The organism is Aquabacter sp. DMC10, assembly GCF_056314145.1.
In genome coordinates this window covers 17,475-34,421 of record NZ_JBQUYX010000007.1, presented here as the reverse complement: position 1 = coordinate 34,421, position 16,947 = coordinate 17,475, and the positions used below count along the sequence as shown (strand labels likewise).

Here is a 16,947-nt window from a genome sequence, read left to right as displayed (position 1 = left end):
CCGTCCTCTCCTTCCTCACGCAGCCGCGCCGCGGCGCAATGGAGCTGTCCAATGGTAAGCGCATCCCCAAAAATCACCTTGGTGGAAGGTCTCTCCCTGGCCCCCGTCTCCTTCACCGAGGATTCGTCGCCGGTGGCGCTGGCCCAGAATGCGACCTTCACCTCCCAGATCACGGATTTTAATGGACTGTCGTTGAGCGCCGTCGTCGTCGGCGGCCTGGCCGAGGATCAGCTGACGGTGATCTCGACCAATGGTCACATTGTGCAAGCCCAGAACAGCCAGCTCCTCGTTGACGGCGCGATGGTCGGCAACGTCACCGGCGGGGCCAATGGCATGCAGCTGTTGGTGACGTTCAACGAGACGGCCACCGTCGGCGACGCGAACATCGTTCTGAACGCGCTGGCCTATGTGAACACCAACACCGCGGCGCCCAATACGACCGATCGCACCGTCTACCTGACCCTCTTCGATCAGAAGGGCTTCATTGCCGCCCAGCAGTCGCTGACCGTCGACGTCATCGCGCAAAATGACGCTCCGATCCTGATCCCGAGCACGGACTCCCTGCCCGGCGTCAACGAGAACGGCAGCAAGATCATCACCTTCGCCGATCTCCAGAAGATCTGCTCCGTCACCGACCCGGACGGCGACACGCTCTCCTTCAAGATCATGTCCATCGGGTCGGGCATGGTGATGGTGGATGGCGTGACCGCCGTTGCCGGCACCACGATCATCACCCCCACCTCCAAGGTCGAGTGGTATCCCGCGCCGAATGTGACGGGCCAGGCGGATGGTTTCAGCGTCGCCGCCTTCGACGGCCAGACCGAATCCAAGGCTTGGGGCCAGGTGCGGGCGATCATCGCCGATGTGGACCCGGTTTTGACGGCTCCCACCTCTGTCAGCGTCAAGGGTGCGCTCGCGGGCGGCTCCACCATCGTCCCGATCAACGTCGCCGGCGACGGCAACGGCCTGATTTTCAGCATCATTGGCGTCAGTCAGGATACCGGCGTCCTGGGCGCTGACGGCAAGCCCGTCATGAAGACGGTGGATGCCGGCCTCGGTGTTATGTCGAACGGCACCATCTATGTCGCCGATGCCAACAAGTTTGCCACCTTCACCAACAGCACCCTCGTCGTCAGCGTTGGCGTGGACGACGAAGATGCCGACAATGCCCTCGACAGCCAGGTGTCCATCCGCCTGTCCATCGGCGATGGCAACGAGCCGCCCGTCGGCGCGCCCACGGCCGCCCTCGCCGCCGGCACCGAGGACGTCCCTTACAAGGTCTGGGCCACCTCGCTGCTGAGCGGCTTCTCCGACCCGGAGAAAGGCACGCTGAAGGTCCAGGGCCTGACGGCCGACCATGGCGCCGTGACCGACAATGGCGACGGCTCCTTCACCATCACCCCCGAGAAGGACTTCAACGGCAAGCTGACCCTGACCTATGCCGTGGCCGATCCGGCCGGCAAGACGCTGGACAACCAGCATCAGACCGTCACCTTCGCCGCCGTTGAGGATGCACCGGAAATCCAGGCCCCGGCCACCCTGACCGGTCAGGAAGGCCACAGCCTCACCCTCACCTATGCCGAGCTCCTGAAGGTGGCTCCGGTCAGCGACGCCGAAAACGACCCGGTCTCCTACAAGGTGATGGCGCTGGGCTCCGGCACCCTCACCGTGGATGGCGTGGCGGCGGTGGCCGGCGAGACCCTCATCGGCGCGGGCGCCACCCTCGTCTGGACCCCCGTCGCCAACACCATCGGTGTTGTGGAAGCCTTCTCCCTGGCCGCCACCGACGGCGCGCTGGTGTCCACCGCCACTGTGCCGGTGCGCATCGACCTCACCGACATCAACCCCTCCCTGGAGGGGCCCAATGTGATGGCCCTGACCGAAAACAGCCCGAAGGGCACGGTGGTCGCCAAATACACCACCACCGGCGACACGGACGGCCTCACCTTCGGCTTCGAGGTCAAGGACGAGAACGATCAACCCCTTCCGCCCAACGTGGTGGAGGGCAAGGCCATCAGCGCCGACGGCGCCTTCGCCATCGACATCAAGACCGGTGTTGTCACCGTCTACGATGCCTCGAAGCTCGATTTCGAGACCAAGTCCAGCTTTGATCTGCGTGTCACGGTGGACGACGAGGACGCCGACACCGCCGCCGACAGCGCCATTCGCCTGACGGTCTATCTGGCCAATGCCAACGACGCGCCGACCATCAAGGACCTCGGCACCGTGCTGCCCGGGGCGGAAGGCCAGACCCTGACCTTGTCCGGCACCAAGCTGTTCACGCTGGCGGAAATGGCCGATCAGGACAAGGACGCCCTGTCCTTCCAGGTGGCCTCGCTCGGCTCCGGCACGCTGCTGGTCAACGGCGTCGCCGCCGTGGCGGGCACGACCCTCATCAACTCGGAATCGGTGGTCAGCTGGACCCCGGCCGCCAATGCCACCGGCGTCATCGAGGCCTTCTCGCTCGCCGCCTACGACGGCAAGCTCGCCTCCACCAGCGCGGTGCCGGTGAAGGTCAATGTGGCCGACGTGAACCCGGTGCTCACCGGCCCCAACGCGGTCATCCTGGACGAGAACACCCCGGCCGGCACGGTCGTGGCCCAGGTCCAGGTGTCCGGCGACAAGGATGGCCTCATCTTCGGCTTCAGCACCGGCAACGGCGGCGCCGCGGTGGTGAAAGCCGAGGCTGCGAGCAAAGGCTGGAGCACCGATGTCGTTGAAACGCCCGTCACTTCCTCGGGCAAGGCCATCAGCGCCGATGGCGCCTTCGCCATCGACATCCACACGGGTGAGATCACGGTCAACGACCCCTCGAAGCTGGATTTCGAGACCCATCCCACCTTCAATCTCAACGTCACGGTGGATGACGAGGATGCGGACAGCCAGCCCGACAGCACCCTCAGCCTCACCATCAAGCTCAATGATGTGAACGATGCCCCGGTCATCACGGGTCATGACGTGATGTTCAAGGGCCAGGAAGGCCATGAGGTTGCCCTGACCTTCGCCGACCTGCTGAAGCTTGCCAGCCTCTCCGACCAGGACCTGGACCCCGTGAACTTCCAGGTGGCCGCTCTCGGCTCCGGCACCCTCACCGTCAACGGCGACGTCGCCGTGGCGGGCACGACCCTCATCACCCCGGACTCGGTGGTGGTCTGGACCCCGGCCGCCAACGCCTCCGGCGTCATCGAGGCCTTCTCGCTCGCCGCCTATGACGGCGACCTCGCCTCCACCGCCAAGGTCGTCGTGAAGGTGGATGTGGCCGATGTGGACCCGGTTCTCACCGGCGCCACCACCTTCACCCTGGCGGAAAACAGCGCCGCGGGCACGGAAGTCGCCCGCATGGCGGTGTCCGGCGACCAGGACGGCCTGACCTTCGGCTTCGCGGACGCCACCAAGATCGTGGACGGCAAGGCCATCAGCGCCGATGGCGCCTTCGCCATCGACATCAAGACCGGCATCGTCACCGTGAACGACGCCTCCAAGCTCGACTTCGAGACCAATCCCACTCTCAAGCTCGCCGTCACGGTGGATGACGAGGATGCGGACACAACGGCCGACAGCACCCTCGCCCTCGTCATCAACCTGACCGACGTGAACGAAGCGCCGGTCATCAAGGACCTCGCGATCCCCCTCGATGGCTTTGAAGGCAAGGCCATCGCTCTGACTTACGACAGCCTCCTGAAGGCCGCCGCGGTCAGCGACCCCGATGGCGACACGGTGTCCTACAAGGTGATGGCGCTGAGCGCCGGCACCCTCACCGTGGACGGCGTCGAAGCCGTGGCCGGCGAAACCCTCATCACCGCCTCCTCGGTGGTGACCTGGACCCCGCCCGCCAACACCACGGGCAAGCTGGATGCCTTCACGCTGGCCGCCTTCGACGGCAAGCTCACCTCCGATGTCGCGGTGCCCGTGCTTGTGAATGTGGCGGATGTGAACCCGGTTCTCACCGGCCCCACCGCTGTCTCCCTGGCGGAGAACAGCGTTGAAGGCACGGTGGTCGCGCGCATGGATGTGTCCGACGACAAGGACGGTCTCACCTTCGGCTTCCTCTTTGCGGGCAAGGTCGAAGGCGGCAAGGCCTTCACTCCCGATGGCGTCTTTGCCATCGACACCAAGACCGGCGTCATCACCGTCAACGATGCCTCCAAGCTCGACTTCGAGACCCACCCCGTCTTCAACCTCAATGTCACGGTGGACGATGAGGATGCCGACACCACGGTCGACAGCATCCTCAAAGTCGCCATCAACCTGACCGACGTGAACGAGAAGCCGGTCATCGAGGCCCGGGAGGCCACCTGGACCGGCGTCGAAGGGCAGCCGATCAGCCTGACCTATGCGGACCTCCTGAAGTTCGCCTCGGTCTCCGACCCCGACAAGGATGTGCTGTCCTTCAAGGTGGCCAGCCTCGGCGCCGGCACGCTGGTGGTGGACGGTGTCGTCGCGGTGGCGGGGGAGACCATCATCACCGAGAAGTCGGCGGTGGTCTGGACCCCCGCCGACAACACCACCGGCTCCATGGAGGCCTTCGCGCTGGCCGCCTTCGACGGCAAGCTCGCCTCGGACGCGTCCATCCCGGTGCGCTTCACCGTGGTCGATCTGGACCCGCGCCTCGTCGGTCCCACCACCTTCTCCCTGGCGGAGAACAGCGCGGCCGGCACGGTCGTCGCTGAGATGGCGGTGACGCGTGACACGGACGGCCTCACCTACGGCTTTGTCGGCGGGGTGAAGGAACAGCTGGCAGGTGGCGGGGAAGCCGCGGCCGCGGTCGCGGCCGCGGCAGCCGCTCCCGTCTTCACCGGCAAGGTCATCAGTGCCGATGGCGCCTTCGCCATCGACATGAAGACCGGCATCGTCACCGTCCACGACGCCTCCAAGCTCGACTTCGAGGCCAACCCCTCCTTCAAGCTCACCGTCACGGTGGACGACGAGGATGCGGACACCCTGCCCGACAGCACCCTCGACCTCACCATCAACCTGACCGACGTGAACGAGGCGCCGGTCATCAAGGACCTCGCGAGCCCCCTCGATGGCTTTGAAGGCAAGGCGGTCGTCCTGTCCTACGAAAGCCTTCTGAAGGCCGCCGCGGTCAGCGACCCCGACGGCGACACGGTGACCTACAAGGTGATGGCGCTGAACGCCGGCACCCTCACCGTGGACGGCGTCGACGCCGTGGCCGGGGAAACCCTCATCACCGCCTCCTCGGTGGTGACCTGGACCCCGCCGGCCAACACCACCGGCACCGTCGGGGCCTTCACCCTCGCGGCCTTCGACGGCACCCTGACCTCCGCCACCACGGTGCCGGTCCAGGTCGCCATCGCCGATGAGAAGCCGGTGCTCACCGGTCCCGCCGTCTTCACCCTGGCGGAGAACAGTGGGGTGGGCACCGAGGTCGCCAAGCTCGCCATCTCCGGCGACCAGGACGGCCTCACCTTCGGCTTCGCGGACGCCGCCAAGACGGAGGACGGCAAGGTCATCAGTGCCGATGGCGCCTTCGCCATCGACATGAAGACCGGCATCGTCACCGTCCACGACGCCTCCAAGCTCGACTTCGAGGCCAACCCCTCCTTCAAGCTCACCGTCACGGTGGATGACGAGGATGCGGACACCCTGCCCGACAGCACCCTCGATCTCGCCATCAACCTGACCAACGTGAACGAGGCGCCGGTGCTTTCCGGCCTCCCGGCCACCGCCATCGCCGTCACCACCGGCCAGGCGCTGACCTTGCCCGCCTTCACCGTCACGGACCCGGACAGCACCCTCTTCACCGTGACCTTGTCGGCGGTGAACGGGACGCTGGGCGGCCTCCTGGACGCAGACGCGGGCACGGCGGGCATCCAGCTGTTCGGCACCGCGGCGGACATCCAGGCCATGCTGGCCCTGTCCACCTTCACTCCCACGGTTGACGGCGAGGCCCGCGTGGACCTGACCGTCTCCGACGGTGCCGGCGGCATCGCCACCGGCACCCTGCCCTTCCTGGTCTCCACCCCGTCGGGCTCCACCGTCGCCATTGGTGATGCCATCGTCACCACCAAGACGGAGACCCAGGCCGACGGCACCCTCAAGCAGACCGTCACCGTCCCGGTGGTGGCCGACACCGGCGGCACCCACGTGCCGGCCGACATCCCGCTGGTGAAGGACAATGCGGACATCCTCTTGTCCGCCACGCTCCCCACCGGCGTCGGCCTCACCGCCACCGGTGCGGCCACCCCGCAGACCACCGAGCAGAGCCTCCAGGAGCTGATCGCCCAGATCAATCAGCACACCCCGGACGGGTCCGCCGAGCAGTCTCAGCTCGCCAACGGCGGCGCGGGCTTCCTGAAAAGCCTGCCCACCGATGCCGTACTGGTGCTCCAGACGGTGGTCCTGACCGGGATCGACACCTTCCCCGCCGGCGCCTCCATCGTCCTCTCCGCGCCGGCTGGCACGGCGCCCGTCGCCCTGGTGGTGGACGCCAGCGCCCTGCCCGCGGGCACCCCAATCAACTTCGAGAACGTCGCCTTCGCCGCTGTGGTGGGGCCGGTGACGCTCGGCGGCGGATCGGGCGCCCAGGTGGTCTATGCGGACGACGCGGCCCAGACCATCGTGCTGGGCGCCGGCAATGACGAGCTCCATGCCGGTGGCGGCAACGACATCGTCGGCTCCGCCGGCGGCGACGACCGCATCTTCGGCGAGGCCGGCGACGACATCGTCTTCGGCGGCCCCGGCCGGGACCTGCTGCATGGCGGCCTCGGCACCGACACCGCCCGCTTCGACGGCAACCGGGCGGACTATGAGATCCTCCAGGACCGTGGCGTCACGGTGGTGCGCTCGCTCGCCGATCCCACCGACGTGGATACCCTGGTGAATGTGGAAAGCCTCTCCTTCGCGGACGGCAAGGTGGACCTCACCGTGCCCGACGCCGTGAGCTGGATCGCGGCCCTCTACAGCAAGGTGCTGGGCCGTCAGGCGGACCTGGCCGGCATCCAGCACTATGCCGGTCTGGTGGAACGGGGTGTGTCCGCCGGCGACATCGCCATCGCCTTCCTCACCTCTCCCGAGGCCATCGCCAAGGGAACGGGAGCGGCTGCGGGCGATCTGTCGGTGGAGCAACTCTACCGCACCCTGTTCGGCCGCGAGCCGGACGCGGACGGCCTGGCCTATCACAAGGCCCAGCTCGCCGCGGGCGTCACGCTGGCGGAAGTGGCGGCCCACTTCGTCCATGCGCCGGAAATGCAGGCCCACCTGCCCACCGCCGATGCTCTCGACTTCACCGTGGGCGACGTGACGGCTGGCCTTGTCACCGGCACGGCCGCGGCGGAAACGCTCCAGGGCGGCGCGCTGGATGACACGCTCATCAGCAATGGCGGTGCGGACGTCATCGACGGGCGCACCGGCGACGACACCGCCGTCTTCGCGGGCAACCGCGCGGAGTATGCCATCACCCAGGAGGGGGTGCACTGGACCATCAAGGCGGCCACCGCGCCCGCCGCCGAACCGTCCGCGGTCCTCGTCAATGTGGAGCACGTGCAGTTCGCTGACATGACCATCGACCTGACGCCCCACTCGGACCTGGGCTGGATCGGCGCCCTCTACACCCAGGTTCTGGGCCGCCAGGGCGATGAAGGCGGGTTGATGGCCCATCTGGCGGACTATCAGGGCGGCATGAGCAAGGGCGCGGTCGCGCTCTCCTTCATGATCTCCCCCGAGGCGGTCGCGGCCGGTCACGGCGCCACCTCCGCCAAGGACCTGACCGCCGACATGGTCTACCAGGCGCTCCTCGGGCACGCCGCCACCGAGGCCGACCATGCCGCCTACGGCGCCGTGGAAAACGACCCGGCGAGCCTCGCCGCGGCCCTCATGGACAGCACGGAAATGCAGGCCCACGTCCTTCAGCAGAAGGACATGGACTTCTTCATCTGATGCCCCCGGCCCCCGAGGGGGCCGGGCTTCCCAGCACCGGCGGCCGGCCCCCAGGGGCCGGCCGCTTTCGTTTGGGCGCACCCGGCGGTGGGCCGGCCGGCGTCAGCCCCCGCAGGCCGACTCGCGGCGCCGGCGAAAACCGAACGGGTGCTGGCAAAGCGGGAGCGGGGCCGGAGCGCGCGCTCACAGGGTGTTGACCTGCCAGCCGGTGCGTGGACACCAGCCACCAGGCCCCCTCCAGCCCCTTGCAAGGGATGAAAGAATCGCCCGCCGACCGCCGGCGGAGCCGCTGCGGCAGCGCGGCACAGCGTGATGCGACGCAGCGCGAAGCTTTACCTTAGGCGCCACGCCTCCTAGGATACAACCTTCCGATAGGTGGGGGCCTACCGCATGACGATGATCCTTTTCCGGCGCCGGTTGCGGTGCGCGAGCGCGCACTTCCCGCACGCGTCCGAGGCCGTCAGGCCGATCGTCTCCCGACAGCTTTAACGTCCATCGCGCCGCCCCGGGAAAACCGGCGCCCGCGCGCCGGCCGGCCGCAGGCGAGCGCCGAAAGACCTGCCGGGCGTCGCGCCGGCCTCATCACGACCCGGTCCGCCGTCTCAGACCTCCGTCCGGTGCGCCATCCGAAAACACAAACCTTGCCCTGCAGCGGCGAACGCCCGCCGGGGCCCGCTTTAAGGCTCGGAAACCGACCATGACCACCGACACCGCTGCGCCCATTTTCGATCTGTCCACCCTTACCAGCAAAGACGGCTTCACGATCATCGGCGCCGTGAGCGCCGATGCTCTGGGCTCCGGGATCTCCAGCGCCGGAGATGTGAATGGGGACGGCATCGACGACATGATCGTTGGAGCCTATCAGGCAAGTCCCTCATCCAAAGGCACGGCGGGAAGCGCCTATGTGCTCTATGGCAAGGCCGGCGGCCTCGCCAATATCGACCTCAGCTCCCTGACAGCCACCCAGGGTTTCCGTATCGACGGGGCCAAGGTGGGCGACAATTTGGGCATCAGCGTCGCCAGCGGCGGAGACGTCAACGGGGACGGCATCGACGACATCATCGTTGGAGCCAATTCTGCCAGTCCCTCCGCCACTTTTGCCGGAAGCACATATGTGATCTACGGCAAGTCCGGCGGGCTCAGCAATATTGACTTGAGTACACTTACCAAAACCATGGGCTTCAAGATCGACGGCTCATTTAATGGTGGCTACTCTGGCTATTCCGTTTCAAGCGCCGGCGACCTGAATGACGACGGCATCGACGACGTCCTGGTCGGCGCCTTTCGGGACTCTCCCGGCTCCAAGACGAACGCAGGTGCCGCCTATGTGATCTATGGCAAGCTCGGCGGGCTGGACAATGTCGACCTGGGAACTCTGACGGCGGCGCAAGGTTTCGCCATCAACGGAGCAACTGCCGGGGACAGCGTGGGCACGAGTGTCTCGAAGATTGGCGACGTGAACGGCGACGGTGTTGATGACATCGTCATTGGTGCCAGCAGTGCGGACCCGGCTGGACGATCGAATGCCGGTGCCGCCTACATCATCTATGGCAAGGCCGGCGGAAGCGCCAATATTGAGCTGGGCAGCCTCACGGCCAGTCAGGGCATCAAGATCTCCGGCGCCGCCGCTTCGGATTCTGCTGGCGCCAGCGTCTCCAGCGCAGGGGATGTGAATGGGGATGGTGTTGCCGACATCATCATCGGGGCCTCTGGCGCCGCCCCCTCGGGAAGAAATTATGCCGGCGCAGCTTACGTGATCTTTGGCAACAAGAATGGACTGTCCGGCATTGATCTGAATTCCCTGACCAGCAGTCAGGGCTTCAGGATTTCCGGCGCGGCGACAGGCGATCAGACCGGCGTCAGCGTCTCCGGCGCGGGCGATGTGAATGGGGATGGGATCGACGACATCATTGTCGGAGCCAGAAGTGCATCTTCCGGTGGGAAGAGCGATAACGGAAAGTCTTACATTATATTTGGCAAAAAATCCGGATTGATCGATATTGATCTTCCTAGTTTATTGAGCAGCCAGGGCTTCATTATCGGCGGCGCGGTATCGAACGACCATGCAGGCAACGCCGTCGCTTATGCCGGAGACCTGAACAACGACGGCGCCGCCGACATCATCATCGCGGCCAAGGCAGCCGACCCCGCATCCAGGACCAATGCCGGCGCCGCCTATGTGATCTACGGCACCGCTCCGTCAGTCCCCAAGATCACCGAGCTCGGCACCACCACGCAAGCCGGCGTTCACGGAGCGGGCGAGACGATCACGATCACCGTCACGTTCGATACCGAAGTGGCGGTGGACACCACTGCCGGGACGCCCAAACTCAAGCTGGAAACAGGCACGACGGACCGGTCCGCCACCTATGTGTCTGGGTCCGGCGGCAAGGTCCTCACCTTTACCTATGTCGTGCAACCCGGCGACAAGGCTGCGATCCTCGAGGTCACCGGCGCGGATGCCCTGTCCCTGAATGGCAGCCTCATCGAGGATGCCAAGGGCAATGCGGCCGATCTGACGGTGCCCGTGCCGGGCGCGACGGGCTCCCTGTCCAAGGCGGCCGAGATCATCATCGACGTGGCGCCGACTGTGGCCGTGTCCACCAATGCCGTCACGGCGACGGAGAATGTGGCCACGACCCTGGGTGCGGGCCTCACCTTGTCCGACACGGACGACACCACCCTCGCCTCCGCCAAGGTGGCGATCACGGCCGGCTTCGTGGCCGGCGAAGACAGCCTCGCCTTCACCGGCTCCCAGGCGACCGGCGATATTTCCGGCTCCTTCGACGGCACCAGCGGCGCCCTCACCCTGACCTCCGCAAAGGGCGCGGCGACGCTCGATCAGTGGCGCGCGGCGCTGTCGTCGGTGACCTATACCAATCTTGCGGACGCGCCCACCACGGCCGCGCGGACGGTCACCTTCACGGCCACCGACCCTGCCAATGTCAGCTCCAGCGCGCAGCAGAGCCTGACGATCAAGGCGGTGAACGATGCCCCGGCTTTCCCGGACCCGACCGGACCGGGCAAGCAGCAGGGCGAGGAAGGCACCGCCATCACGCTCGATACGAGCACCTTGCTGGCCACCGCCACGGACCCGGACGGCGATGCGCTGACCTATAAGATCACCGAGATCCCCTCCGGCACGCTGACCATTGACGGCCTGGCGGCCAAGGTGGGCGACGTGTTCAGCCTGAACGCCAGCCTGGTCTGGACGCCCCCCGCCAACACGGTCTCGCCCCAGGACGCGCTGACCGCCGTGCGCGTGGCGGCTTTCGATGGCGTGGCCCAGTCGGAGAAAACCGTGGCCTTCTCGGTCACCCTCAAGGACGTGGACCCCACGCTCACCGGCCCGTCTTCCGTCACCCTGGCGGAGAACAGCCTGGTGGGCACCGAGGTGGCGCGCATGAAAGTGTCGGGCGACCAGGACGGCCTGACCTTTGGCTTCGCGGACGCCAGCAAGACGGCGGGCGGCAAGGCCATCAGCGCCGATGGCGCCTTCGCCATCGACCTCAAGACCGGCATCGTCACCGTGAACGACGCTGCCAAGCTCGACCTCGAGACCAATCCCACCCTCAATCTCACCGTCACGGTGGATGACGAGGATGCGGACACAACGGCCGACAGCACCCTCAGCCTCACCGTCAACCTTGAGAATGTGAACGAGGCGCCGGTCATCACGGCCACGGGGGCGGTGCTCAAGATCACCGACCTCGGCCGGTTGCCTGCGGCGGACGTGACCTCGCTCACCGGCGCCACGGCCAAGGAGGGGTTCGGGACCTCCGTCTCCGGCGCCGGAGACGTGAATGGCGATGGCATTGATGACATCATCGTGGGCGCGCCGGATGGCTCCGCAAGCCCTGGCCCCGGCGCCGCCTATGTGATCTATGGCAAGAAGGGCGGGCTGAGCAGCTTCTCGGTTGCCAACCTCACCCCCGCCGACGGTTTCAAGATTTCCGGCGCCACCGCCAAGGACCAGGCCGGATTTTCCGTATCAAGCGCCGGCGATCTGAATGGCGACGGCATCGACGATCTCATCATTGGCGCCCCCAATGTGGACAAGCCGGCCAATGCGAATGCGAATGCGGCCGCCCCGGGCGCAGCCTATGTGGTCTATGGCAAGGCGGGCGGCTCCGGCAACATCGACCTTTCCACCCTATCCGCCACCGACGGTTTCAAGATTTCCGCAGGCATTGCGCTGGGCCGCGCCGGCTATTCCGTTGCCTCCGCCGGCGACATCAACAAGGACGGGGTGAACGACGTCATCATCGGCGGGACGCTGATCGGACTCACCGCAACCGCTTCGGGCGCCGCCTATGTGGTCTACGGGAAGACGGGCGGCCTCAGCGCCATCGATCTGTCCAAGCTGACCGACAGCGAGGGCTTCGGCCTCGGGGCCCGGCAATATGATGCCGTGGGCACCTCCGTGTCCGGCATCGGCGACGTGAACGGCGACGGCATTGACGACATGGTCATCGGCGCGCCCGGCTCCGATCTGAACGGCCCCAATTCAGGCACGGCGTTTGTCGTCTACGGCAATGCGGACGGGCTCGCCAAGTTCAACATGACCACGGAGATGGGAACGAAGGGCTTCAAGATCATCGGTGCCGGCGCGAGCAACGATCGGCACCGCGGTCTCGGCCGCCGGCGACGTGAACGGCGACGGCATCGCCGACATCATCGTGAGCAGCAACAAGGCCGAAGGCGGCAAGGGTGCGGCCTATGTGATCTACGGGACCAAGAGCGGGCATGAGGATGTCACGCTGTCCTCCCTCACCGCGGCGACCGGCTTCAAGATCGTTGGCGCGGCCAATGGCGATGGCGCGGGCTATTCCGTCTCCAGCGCCGGCGACGTGAACGGGGATGGCATCGGCGATCTGCTGGTGGGCGCCACCGGCTCGGACGGCAATGGCACCGAGTCCGGCACCACTTATGTGGTGTTCGGAACCAAGGGCGAGCGCGGCACCCTGGATCTGTCCGCCCTCACGCCGGACCAGGGGGTGGCCCTGGAAGGGACGGGAAATCTGAGCGGGGCCGGCTACGCCGTCTCTGCGGCGGGCGACCTGAACGGGGATGGCATTGCCGACCTGATCGTCGGCGCCCCCAATGCCAATAGCGACGGCTCGGGCGCGGCCTTTATCATCTATGGCAAGAAGGGCTTCGCGCCGTCCGCGCCCGTTGAAGGCACGACGGCCACCCTCACCTATATCGACCTTCAGAAGGTCGCGGCCGTGTCGGACGTGGACGGCGACACGGTCTCCTACAAGGTGATGGCGCTGGGCGAGGGCACGCTCACCGTGGACGGCGCCGCCGCCGTGGCCGGGCAAACCCTCATCACCCCCACCTCGGTGGTGACCTGGACCCCGCCCGCCAACACCACCGGGACCCTCGGGGCCTTCACCCTGGCGGCCTTCGACGGCACGACGACCTCCTCCACCACGGTGCCGGTCCAGATCGCCGTCGCGGATGTGGACCCGGTCCTCACCGGCCCGGCGACGGCCTCCCTGGCGGAAAACAGCCCGGCGGGCACCGAAGTGGCCAAACTCAAGGTCTCCGGCGACCAGGACGGCCTGACCTTCGGCTTCGCGGACGCCAGTAAGACGGTGGATGGCAAGGCCATCAGCGCCGACGGCGCCTTCGCCATCGACATCAAGACCGGCATCGTCACCGTGAACGATGCCTCCAAGCTGGACTTCGAGACCAAGCCCACCCTCACCCTGACGGCCACGGTGGACGACGAGGACGCGGGCAGCCTGCCCGACAGCACGCTGACCCTCACCATCTCCCTCACGGATACCAATGACGCCCCCGTCCTGACGGGCCTGCCGACCACGGCCGTGGCCGCCATTGCCGGCCAGCCCCTGGCCCTGCCCGCCTTCGCCCTCACCGACCAGGACAGCACGCTCTTCACCGTGACCTTGTCGACCGTGAACGGCACGCTGTCCGGCCTCGTGGACGGGGACGCGGGCACGGCGGGCATCCAGCTGTCCGGCACGGCGGCGGACCTCCAGGCCCGGCTGGCTGCGGCCACCTTCACCCCCATCGTGGACGGTGAGGCCCGCGTGAACCTGACCGTCTCCGACGGCGCCGGCGGCACCGTCACCAGCGCCCTGCCCTTCCAGGTCTCCACCCCCTTGGGCTCCACGGTCGCCATTGGCGAGGCCATCGTCACCACCAAGACCGTGACGGAGACCGACGGCACCGTCACGCAGACCGTCACCGTTCCGGCGGTGACCGACAATGGCGGCACCCCCGCCCCGGCCGACATCCCCTTGGTGAAGGACAATGCGGACACCCTCCTGTCCGCGACGCTTCCCACCGGCGTCGGCCTGACCGCCACCGGCACGCCCACGGCGCAGGCTTCCGAGCTGAGCCTCCTGGAGCTGATCGCCCAGATCCAGAAGCACACGCCGGACGGCTCCAACGAGCAGGCCCAGCTGACCGCAGGCGGCACGGACTTCCTTGAGGATCTGCCGTCGAACACCCCGTTGCTGGTCCAGACCCTGGTGCTCACCGGGTCTGACACCGGCGGGACGCCCATCGTCGTCTCCGCGCCGGCGGGGACGGCTCCCATCGCCCTGGTGGTGGATGCCAGCGCCCTGCCGCCGGGCACCCAGATCAACTTCGAGAACGTCGCCTTCGCCGCCGTGGTGGGGCCGGTGACGCTCGGCGGCGGATCGGGCGCCCAGGTGGTCTATGCGGACGATGCGCCCCAGACCATCATGCTGGGCGCCGACAATGACGAATTGCACGGCGGCGGCGGCAATGACACCGTCGGCTCCGCCGGCGGCGATGACCGCATCTTCGGCGAGGCGGGTGACGACACCGTCTTCGGCGGCCCCGGCCGGGACCTGCTGCACGGCGGCCTCGGCACCGACACCGCCCGCTTCGACGGCAACCGGGCGGACTATGAGATCCTCCAGGACCGCGCCGTCACCCTGGTGCGTTCGCTCACCGATCCCACCGACGTGGATACCCTCGTCAATGTGGAAAGCCTCATCTTCGCGGACGGCAAGGTGGATCTCACCGTGTCCGAGGGCATCAAGGAGATCGCCGCCCTCTATGCCAACGTTCTGGGCCGCCAAGCGGACCTGGACGGGCTGCAATATTATGCCGGCTTGGTGGACCGGGGCCTCTCCATCGGCGACATCGCCCTCGCCTTCCTGACCTCCCCCGAGGCCATCGCCAAGGGCACGGGAGCGGCCGCGGGCGACCTGACGGTGGAGCAGCTCTACCGCACCCTGTTCGGCCGCGAGCCGGATGCCGACGGCCTGGCCTATCACAAGGCCCAGCTGGCCGACGGCGTGCCCCTGGCGGATGTGGTCGCCCACTTCGTCACGTCCCCGGAAATGGTCACGCACCTGCCCACCGCCACCGGGCTCGACTTTGTGGTGGATGCCGACCTTCAGACCGGCAATGTCACGGGCACCTCGGGCGACGACCATCTGGAGGGCGGGCCGCTCGACGACAGGCTGGTCAGCAATGGCGGGCAGGATGTCATCGACGGGCATGCGGGCGACGACACGGTGGTGCTCTCGGGCAACCGGGCGGACTTCTCCATCGAGCAGGAGGGCGTGCACTGGGAGGTGAAGCCGATCATCTTGCCGAACCTGCCCAACGACGGGGCGCTCCTGGCGGTCGCCATTCTCAAGAACATCGAGCATGTGCAGTTCGATGACGGGACCATCGATCTGACCCCCAATTCCGATCTCAGCTGGATCGGCGCCCTCTACACCCAGGTGCTCGGGCGGCAGGGCGATGAAGGCGGGCTGATGGCCCATCTGGCGGACTATCAGGGCGGCAAGAGCCAGGGGGAGGTCGCGCTCTCCTTCATGCTGTCGCCCGAAGCCATAGCCGTGGGCCACGGCGCCGCGTCCGTCGAGGACCTGACCGCCGACACGGTCTACCAGGCGCTGTTGGGGCACGCCCCCACCGAGGCCGACCACGCCACCTATGGGTCGCTGGAGAGCGATGTCCTCGCCCTGGCCAATGCCCTAATGGGCAGCCAAGAGATGCACGGCCATTATCTCACGCCGAAGGAGCAGGACTTCTTCATCTGACGCGCCCGCGGCGCGGTCGCCGTCCAGGACCGCGCCGGCCGGCCGGTCCGGCCGGTTCCCCTCGGGGGTCCGCCGGACCCGCCCCCGCCGCGCGGGCGAGGGCGTGGGCGTGGGCGTGGGGGCTGGACGCATCCCGCCCTGAGGCCACGCGTCTTGAGGCGCCCTTCCCGGTGCGCGCCCCCCCCGCCCCGACCTTCCCCTCTCACACCCTTCCCTTCTCTCTCCCGCTGGACCTGCCGCCGCCGACATGCTATCGGCCCGCTCTCCGGCGCTTGAGGCCGGCCAAGGACCCCTTATGCATCCGGTCAGCCTGCGACGACGAACGGACGTGGCGCGCCCTGCGGCGCACGCCCCCTTTCGCTTGCCCGCCTGACCGGCTTTGCGCCGGGGCGGGATGCTCGCTCTCGTCCGGCTGCTCCCATGACTGAACTTCCGCTTACCATCACGCACGAATCCCCCTCCGCCGCCGATGCCATCGACAAGCTGCACCGGCGCACCTTCGGCCCCGGCCGGTTCGCCCGCACCGCCTTCCGGCTGCGGGAACAGGCGCCCCACGATCTGAAACTGTCCTTCACCGCCTATGTGGGGACCATGATGGTGGGTTCGGTGCGGTTGACCCCCATCGCCATTGGCGAAACGCCGGCCTTGTTGCTCGGCCCGCTCACCGTGGAGCCGCCCTTCCGCACCGTGGGCATTGGCGGCCGGCTGATGACCGTCTCCATGGATGCCGCCCGCACCGCCGGCCACAAGCTGGTGCTGCTGGTGGGCGACGAGCCCTATTACCGGCGGTTCGGCTTCAAGCCGGTGCCTCCCGGCAGCGTGGTGATGCCTGGCCCCGTGGACCCGGCCCGGCTGCTGGTGGCGGAGCTGGAACCCGGCGCCTTCCATGGCGTCCACGGTCCGGCGCGGGGCCTGGCGCCCGCTGGCGCGGACCAGACCAGCGCCGTGCGCTGACCCCCAAACGAAAACGCCCCGGCCGAGGCCGGGGCGT

At 67.4% G+C, this 16,947-nt stretch carries 4 protein-coding genes; all 4 read left to right on the top strand.

What is annotated here, in order from left to right:
- The first annotated feature begins 51 nt into the window (after nucleotides 1-51).
- The 4 genes from ACT54L_RS18130 (at nucleotide 52) to ACT54L_RS18115 (ending at nucleotide 16,910) form a co-directional block, all read left to right on the top strand.
- Complete coding sequence (locus ACT54L_RS18130; RefSeq protein WP_476087029.1) at nucleotides 52-7,899, top strand: cadherin-like domain-containing protein; 7,848 nt, start codon at nucleotides 52-54, stop codon at nucleotides 7,897-7,899.
- Between the two features lie 697 nt (nucleotides 7,900-8,596).
- Complete coding sequence (locus ACT54L_RS18125) at nucleotides 8,597-12,649, top strand: beta strand repeat-containing protein (protein WP_476087028.1); 4,053 nt, start codon at nucleotides 8,597-8,599, stop codon at nucleotides 12,647-12,649.
- Nucleotides 12,549-15,956 (top strand): DUF4214 domain-containing protein, encoded by a 3,408-nt coding sequence (locus tag ACT54L_RS18120; RefSeq protein ID WP_476087293.1) that lies wholly within the window; start codon nucleotides 12,549-12,551, stop codon nucleotides 15,954-15,956. The genes ACT54L_RS18125 and ACT54L_RS18120 overlap by 101 nt, the downstream gene beginning before the upstream one ends.
- 420 nt (nucleotides 15,957-16,376) lie before the next feature.
- A complete protein-coding gene (locus ACT54L_RS18115; RefSeq protein ID WP_476087027.1) occupies nucleotides 16,377-16,910 on the top strand; it encodes a GNAT family N-acetyltransferase in 534 nt (177 codons plus the stop codon).
- Nucleotides 16,911-16,947 lie beyond the last annotated feature (37 nt).